General features: G+C 74.4%; 3 protein-coding genes and 2 pseudogenes. 1 reads left to right on the top strand and 4 read right to left on the bottom strand.

Going from position 1 to position 3,994, the window contains the following annotated elements; genetic code table 11:
• The 3 genes and pseudogenes from ACOJUF_RS20670 to ACOJUF_RS20660 all read right to left on the bottom strand — a co-directional run.
• A pseudogene (locus ACOJUF_RS20670) lies at nt 1-537 on the bottom strand (hypothetical protein); the annotation flags it as partial.
• Nucleotides 534-1,484 carry a threonine ammonia-lyase gene (locus ACOJUF_RS20665; protein WP_420123696.1) on the bottom strand — a complete coding sequence of 317 codons (951 nt, stop codon included), beginning with the start codon at nt 1,482-1,484 and terminating at the stop codon, nt 534-536. The gene ACOJUF_RS20665 and the pseudogene ACOJUF_RS20670, both read right to left, overlap by 4 nt.
• Nucleotides 1,485-1,489: 5 nt before the next feature.
• Entirely contained in the window at nt 1,490-2,557 is a 1,068-nt protein-coding gene (locus ACOJUF_RS20660; RefSeq protein ID WP_420123695.1) for a YgfZ/GcvT domain-containing protein, read from the bottom strand.
• Between the two features lie 284 nt (nt 2,558-2,841).
• Between ACOJUF_RS20660 and coaA the strand changes: the two genes are divergently transcribed.
• Nucleotides 2,842-3,771, top strand: coding sequence for a type I pantothenate kinase (coaA, locus tag ACOJUF_RS20655; RefSeq protein WP_420123697.1), 930 nt, complete (start codon nt 2,842-2,844; stop codon nt 3,769-3,771).
• A 39-nt stretch (nt 3,772-3,810) separates the two neighbouring features.
• Here the strand turns inward: coaA and ACOJUF_RS20650 are convergent.
• A pseudogene (locus tag ACOJUF_RS20650) lies at nt 3,811-3,994 on the bottom strand (hypothetical protein); the annotation flags it as partial.

The following is a 3,994-nucleotide window of genomic DNA, read 5'->3' as shown; positions in this document are numbered from 1 at the left end:
CCGCCCGGCCGGGGTGCCGGAGCCGGTGGCGCCCGGCGGGGACGGCGCGGGGGACAGCGAGCTGCCGACGAGCAGGTCGGCGCCGACGGCGATGGCCGCGAACAGCACCGCCACCGCCGCCGGGCCGCGTCCGCCCAGGCTCACGCCCGACGGTCCGGCGCCGGCGACCCGGGCGACCTCGGCGGTGACCGCGACGGGGTCGTCGCCGTCCAGCACGAGTTCGGTGAAGCCGGCCGGCAGCCGGTCGACCAGGTCGGCCGCCGGATGCCCCGGATCGGTCGTGATCAGCAGGTCGGTCTGGCCGCGCAGGCCGGCCACCGCGGCGACGACGTCGGGCTGGTCGACCGCCAGGTGGATCCGGGTGGCTCCCACCTGTTCGGCGTCGATGGCCAGCCGGAGCAGGTGGCCGAGCTCGCAGGCGGCCGGCGCGACGCTGATCAGGGTGCCGGTCGGGTCCGGCCACGGTCGAGAGGACACCGTCGGTCGTTCCACGCCGCCGGGCCCGGCGGACACCGGCTCCTCGATGCGGCCACTCATGCCTGCTCCAGCAGGCCGCGCAGCACGCCCGGATCGATGTTGCCGCCGGACAGGACGGCCACCGTGCGCCCGGGCGGCAAGCGGTCCCGGTGGTGCAGGAAGGCGGCCGTGGTGACGGCGCCGCTGGGCTCGGCGACCAGCCTGGCCCGCAGGATCAGCTGCCGGGTGGCGTCGGCGATCTCGTCCTCGGTGACCGTGACGATGTCGTGCACCTGGGTGCTGATGTGGGCCCACGGCAGCTCGCCGACGGTGAAGGTGCGCAACCCGTCGGCCATGGTGCGGGCCGTCTGCGCCGGGGTCCACGGAATCCGGCGGCCGGCGCGGAACGACTCGGCCGCGTCGCCGGCCAGCTCCGGCTCCACCCCGATCACCCGGGCCCGCGGGGCGAGCGCGGTGATCGCGGCGGCGACGCCGGAGATGAGGCCACCGCCGGAGACCGGGACCAGCACCACGTCGACGTCGGGCAGGTCCTGGGCGATCTCCAGGCCGACGGTGCCCTGCCCGGAGATTACGTCCGGGTGGTCGAACGGCGGGATCATCGGCCGGCCGGTCTGCGCGGCCAGCTCCTCGGGCCGGCTGAAGCGCTGCTCGATCGGCACCAGCTCCACCGTCGCGCCCAGGTCCCGGGTGGCCTGCACCTTGCGCGCGGGGGCGTTGTCCGGGATGACGATGTGCGCGGTGGTGCCAAACGCCCGCGCGGCGTAGGCGACGGCCTGGGCGTGGTTGCCCGAGGAATGGGCCAGCACCCCGCCGGCCCGGCGGTCCGGATCGAGCCGGGCGATCGCCGTCACCGCGCCGCGGATCTTGAACGCGCCGATCGGTTGCAGGTTCTCCGGCTTGAGCCAGAGCTCCGGCCACGGCCCGGGCAGCAGCGGGGTCCGAACGGCGTGCGGCCGGATCAGCGTCGCGGCGTCCTCGATCAGGTCCAGGGTGACCAGGTCGGGCACGCCCGTCACCCGCGCCGCAGCTGGCCGAAGGCCCGCCGGTCGATGGCGGAGACCGGGGTCTGCCGGTCGGCGTCGTCGACGGCGTCGTCCGGATCGACGGTGGCGTCGATCGGTCCGGCCAGGAGCGGCATGCCCGGCTCGACGGCCCGCTTGACCAGGGCCAGCGCGATCGGTCCCAGCTCGTGGTGCTGGGCGACGGTGCCGACCCGGCCGACCGTCCGGCCGGCCCCGGTGGTGACCGGGTCGCCGGTCTCGGGCAGCGTGCCGGCCGAGCCGTCCAGGTTGAGCATGACCAGGCGGCGCGGCGGCCGGCCCAGGTTGTGCACCCGGGCCACGGTCTCCTGGCCCCGGTAGCAACCCTTGTTCAGGTGCACCGCGGTCTGCAGCCAGCTGACCTCGTTCGGAATGGTCTTCTCGTCGGTGTCCACCCCCCAGCGCGGGCGGCGGGTGGGGATGCGCAGCGCGTCCGCGGCCCAGCTGCCGGCCGGCACCGCCCCGGCCGAGCGCAGGGCGGCGGCGATCGCGCCGAGCTCGCGGCGGGGCACCAGCAGGTCGATGCCGTCCTGACCCACCCGGCGGAACCCCCCACCGAGGTCGATCGACGCGACCAGGTCGGCGGCCCGGGGCCCGGCGACGGTGAGGACGGCCAGGTCCGTCACCGGCGCCACCTCGACCTTGGACCAGAAGCGCATGCCGTCCAGGAACGCGCTCAGCGCGGGGCCGGCGCCGGGTTCGGTGTCCAGGTAGACCGTGCCCGCGTGGTGGGTCACCACCGCGTGGTGCTCGACGTGCCCGGTGGGGGAGAGCACCAGGGCGGCGGTGGTCGCGCCGTCGGGCAGGTCGGTCAGGTGCTGGCTGGTCAACGAGTGCAGCCAGGTCAGCCGGTCCTCGCCGGTGACGGCGACGAGATCCCGGTTCGAGCGGTCGACCAGCGCCGCCCGGTGTTCGGCGGCCCGCTGCTCGGCGACCGGATCGCCGTAGTGCCAGGCGATGCCTTCGTCCAGGCCCTGGGCGGGAACCGCGCCGGGCAGGTGGAGCAGCGGGGACGGGGAACGATCCTGCGGTGGCGCCATGCCGCCCATGGTAGGAGCCGGCGGGGCCCCGGCGTCGGGCACCGGTCGCGCCGGCGCCGGCTCCGCCGATCGATGGCCGCCGATCGATGGCCGCCGATCGATCACCGCGGATCGATGAGGCGCAGGTCACATGGAAGGCTGCCGATGTGCGGGGTCGGCCCCGGCCCGGCCCGGCAGAATGGCGCACCGTGGCTGATGACAGCGATGTCCCGGTGACACCGGTGACCCCGCCGTCCCCCCGTCCGGCTCGACGACAGCGGCTGCCGTTGTTCAACGGGCATGGAGTGACCCCGTTCGTCGAGATGGACCGGTCGGTCTGGGCGGAGCTGGCCGAGTCGACCCCGCTGCCGCTGACCGCGGCCGAGATCGAGCGGCTGCGCAGCTTCGGCGACCCGATCGACGTGGACGAGGTCCAGCAGATCTACCTGCCGCTGTCCCGGCTGCTCACCATGTACGTGGGCGGGGTGGACGCCCTGCACCAGGTGACGACCACCTTCCTCAAGGAGCGGACCGAGCGCACGCCGTTCGTCATCGGGGTCGCCGGATCGGTCGCGGTGGGCAAATCGACCACCTCCCGGGTCCTGCGCGAGATGCTCGCCCGCTGGCCGACGACGCCGCGGGTGGAACTCGTCACCACCGACGGGTTCCTCTACCCGAACGCCGTGCTCGAGGAACGCGACCTCATGCACCGCAAGGGCTTCCCGGAGTCCTACGACCGCCGGGCACTGCTCCGGTTCGTCGTCGAGGTCAAGTCGGGCGCGCCCGAGGTGCGGGCTCCGCGTTACTCGCACCTGACGTACGACATCGTGCCCGGTGAGGAGATCGTCGTCCGGCGGCCCGACGTGCTGATCGTCGAGGGGCTGAACGTGCTGCAGCCGGCCTCGCCGGACGACACCGGGCGCAGCGTGCTCGCCCTGCCCGACTTCTTCGACTTCTCCATCTATGTCGACGCGAACCCGGTGGACGTGCGCCGCTGGTACATCGAACGGTTCCTGCGGCTGCGCTCGACCGCCTTCACCGATCCGACCTCCTACTTCCGCCGCTACGCGGATCTGACCGACGAGGAGGCCGTCCAGACCGCGAACCGGATCTGGACGACGATCAACGAACCGAACCTGGTGCGCAACATCCAGCCGACCCGCGGCCGGGCCACCCTGGTGATGACCAAGGGCGCGGACCACTCGGTCAGCCGGATCCGGCTCCGCAAGCTCTGAGGTCCGCGGCCCGGTCCGACCGGTCGGGCCCGGGGCGGATCATCCCGCCTCGATCGGGCGCGGGGTCGAGGCCATCGGCGCGTCGACGGGGACGGTGAGGGTCAGGGTGGTGCCCTCGCCGGGGGCGGTGGTGACGTCGAGGTGGCCGTCCTCGGCGGCGGCCCGGCCGTGCATGGTGGCCATGCCCAGGTGGCCGGGGCGGGGGTCGAGGTCGGTCGCGCCG

Source organism: Nakamurella sp. (assembly GCF_048594475.1).
Taxonomy (GTDB): Bacteria; Actinomycetota; Actinomycetes; order Mycobacteriales; family Nakamurellaceae; genus Nakamurella.
This window is presented reverse-complemented; position numbering and strand designations above follow the sequence as displayed.

What these genes read in the sequence shown, in the direction of transcription:
- ACOJUF_RS20660 (WP_420123695.1), bottom strand. Translation starts at nt 2,557, where the DNA reads ATGGCGCCACCGCAGGATCGTTCCCCGTCCCCGCTGCTCCACCTGCCC.